The sequence below is a fragment of the Leisingera sp. F5 genome (genome assembly GCF_001593695.1).
In genome coordinates, this window is sequence record NZ_LUKH01000448.1 from 1 (window position 1) to 2,425 (window position 2,425).

A 2,425-nucleotide genomic window follows, 5' to 3' on the forward strand; every position below is an offset into this window, starting at 1 on the left:
CAGCTGAGCAGCCGGGTGGAGTGCTGCAGGGCCGGGAGGTCCAACAGACCGGCTGCTGACGGCATGGGGGCATCCAGCAGGCCGCGGGCAGCCACGGCGATCAGGGTTTCCGGCATCAGCAGATCCGCGCGAAAGCCCGGCCAGGGCGGATCGCCTTGCACGATAGCCAGATCGACCAGGCTGGCATCCACCTGGGCATTGTCCAGATAGGTTATGGTGTTGACCGTCAGCCGCGGCTGCGCCTGGGCCAGGTCTGCCAGCCGCGGCATCAGCCAGCGGCTGCCCAGTGTTGGGTAGGTGCCGATATTCAGCGCGCCATAAGGATTATCGCGGGTTCGCAATCGGTAAAAGGTGGCCTCCAGCGCTTCCAGTTGCGGCGCCAGCTCCTCCAGCAGCATCCGTCCTGCGCCGCTGAGCTGCACCCGCTGGCGCTCGCGCTTGAACAGGGTTTGGCCGGTCAGCGCCTCCAGTCTTTGGATCTGCCGGCTGAAGGCGCTTTGCGACAGGTTCATCTCCCGCGCTCCTCCGGCAAAGCTGCCGGCCCGGGCGGCGGACTCGAAACACAGGAGGGCAGAGGTGGGCGGGATCTTGCGGCGCATGGTCTGCACCCTGCCATATGTTGCAATTTTTGCAATAAAGATTGCAAAAGCCCGGCTTTTTCCTGGCCTCCTTGCCTGTCAACATCGCATTCAAAGCATCACCCCTCGCGATCAGCACAAAGAATGGGAGCGCGCGACATGAGTTTTGAACCGCAAATCAACGACGCCGATGTGCAGGCTGTTGTCCAGGCCATGGGCAGCTTGCCGGATTCAGCCAGGGTTGCGGAGTTTGTGCCCGGGCCTGGCATCCAGCGGCTGGAGCTGAAATTCGACATCGAAGCGCTGCAGGAGGCGCTGGAGGAGTGCCTGAAGCGCGAGGCCTTCATGGGCGGCTTGCAGGACCAGGGCTTTGCCGCGCTGCCGCTGACCCAGCGGCCGGGCCAGACCGAATGGACTGCCAATGATCTGTCTGGCCGCTACTGGCTGCGTGCCGATGGCCGCTATGTCGAAGAACCGCGCGAGGAACTGGTGCCGGAGGTGGACTTTTCCGAATTCAATCCGAAGTTCGCGGGCACCTATTTCGAGCATGTGCATGCGGAACTTGCCAAGCGCTTTCCCATCGGGCGCACCCGGGTGCTGTCCAAGGGGCTGTACAATTGCAACTCCTGGCACCGCGACCCGGAACCGCGGCTGCATATTCCGGTGGTCTCCAACCCCGGCTCATTGTTTATCGTGAATCATCACGTCACGCATTTGCCCGCGGATGGTTCGGTCTATTTCACCGACACCCGCGGTTACCACACCGCATTGAACGGCGGAGAAACCCGGCGCGTTCATATCGTGGCGGCGCTGGCCTATGATCAGGTGACGGAATGAGCCAATACTCAGGGCTTGCAGGCGCAGGCAGCAATGCCGCCCATTGCGATCTGCGCAGCGATACGGTGACGCGGCCCGATGCGGGCATGATGCGGGCGATCCAGACAGCGGAGCTGGGCGATGATGTCTATGGCGAAGACCCGCAGGTAAACAGGTTGGAAGCGGTTCTGGCAGAGCGGCTGGGCAAGGAGGCCGCGCTGTTCCTGCCGACCGGCACGATGAGCAACCTCGCCGGTCTGCTGGCCTATTGCCAGCGCGGCGAGGAGATCATCGTGGGCGCGGGTTATCACATCTATGCCTATGAGGCTGCCGGCGCCTCGGTTCTGGGCGGCATTGCGCTGTGTCCGGTGCCGGTGCGGAGGGATGGCGCGCTGAATCCTGCGGCGATTGCCGGGGCCGTTAAGGAGGATGACAGCCATCTGGCGGTCAGCCGGTTGCTGTCGCTGGAGAACACCCATAACGGACTAGCGGTGCCGCTGACGGATATGGCGGCAGCAGCGCAGGCCGGGCGGGATGCCGGGCTGTCGGTGCATCTGGATGGCGCGCGGTTCTTCAATGCAACCACGGCGCTGGGGTGCTCCGAAATGGATCTGGCCGGTCTGGCGGACAGCGTCTCGATCTGCCTGTCCAAAGGGCTGGGAGCACCTGCGGGGTCCGTTCTTGCAGGGCCGGGGGATCTGATTGCCAAGGCGCGGCGCTGGCGCAAGATGCTGGGCGGCGGCATGCGCCAGGCCGGGGTGCTGGCGGCAGCCGGGCTTTATGCGCTGGACCACAACGTGGCCCGGCTGGCGGAGGATCACGCGCGGGCTAGGGAATTGGCTGGGGTGCTGCACAGCCTGGGGGCGGGCGAGGTGAGCCAGGCCACAAATATGGTGTTCTTCACACCGGGGGACGGGCGCAATGATGAATTGCGCAGGCATCTGGCAGCAGAGGGAGTGGTGATTGGCGGCGGCAGTTCCGGCGCGATCCGCATGGTGCTGCACAAGGGCGTAGGTGACGATGCTTTGGAC

Annotated in this window: 3 protein-coding genes; 2 read left to right on the forward strand and 1 reads right to left on the reverse strand. The window is 64.2% G+C overall.

The features are described 5' to 3' along the window. A partial coding sequence (locus tag A2I95_RS31695; RefSeq protein WP_291736215.1) for a LysR family transcriptional regulator occupies nt 1-599 on the reverse strand: 599 nt, incomplete at its 3' end. Nucleotides 600-737: 138 nt separating this feature from the next. On the opposite strand from A2I95_RS31695, the gene A2I95_RS31700 reads away from it, so the two are divergent. Both A2I95_RS31700 and ltaE read left to right on the forward strand, forming a co-directional pair. Beyond that, nucleotides 738-1,415, forward strand: coding sequence for a hypothetical protein (locus tag A2I95_RS31700; RefSeq protein WP_291736217.1), 678 nt, complete (start codon nt 738-740; stop codon nt 1,413-1,415). Next, a partial coding sequence (gene ltaE / locus A2I95_RS31705; protein ID WP_291736219.1) for a low-specificity L-threonine aldolase occupies nt 1,412-2,425 on the forward strand: 1,014 nt, incomplete at its 3' end. The genes A2I95_RS31700 and ltaE, both read left to right, overlap by 4 nt.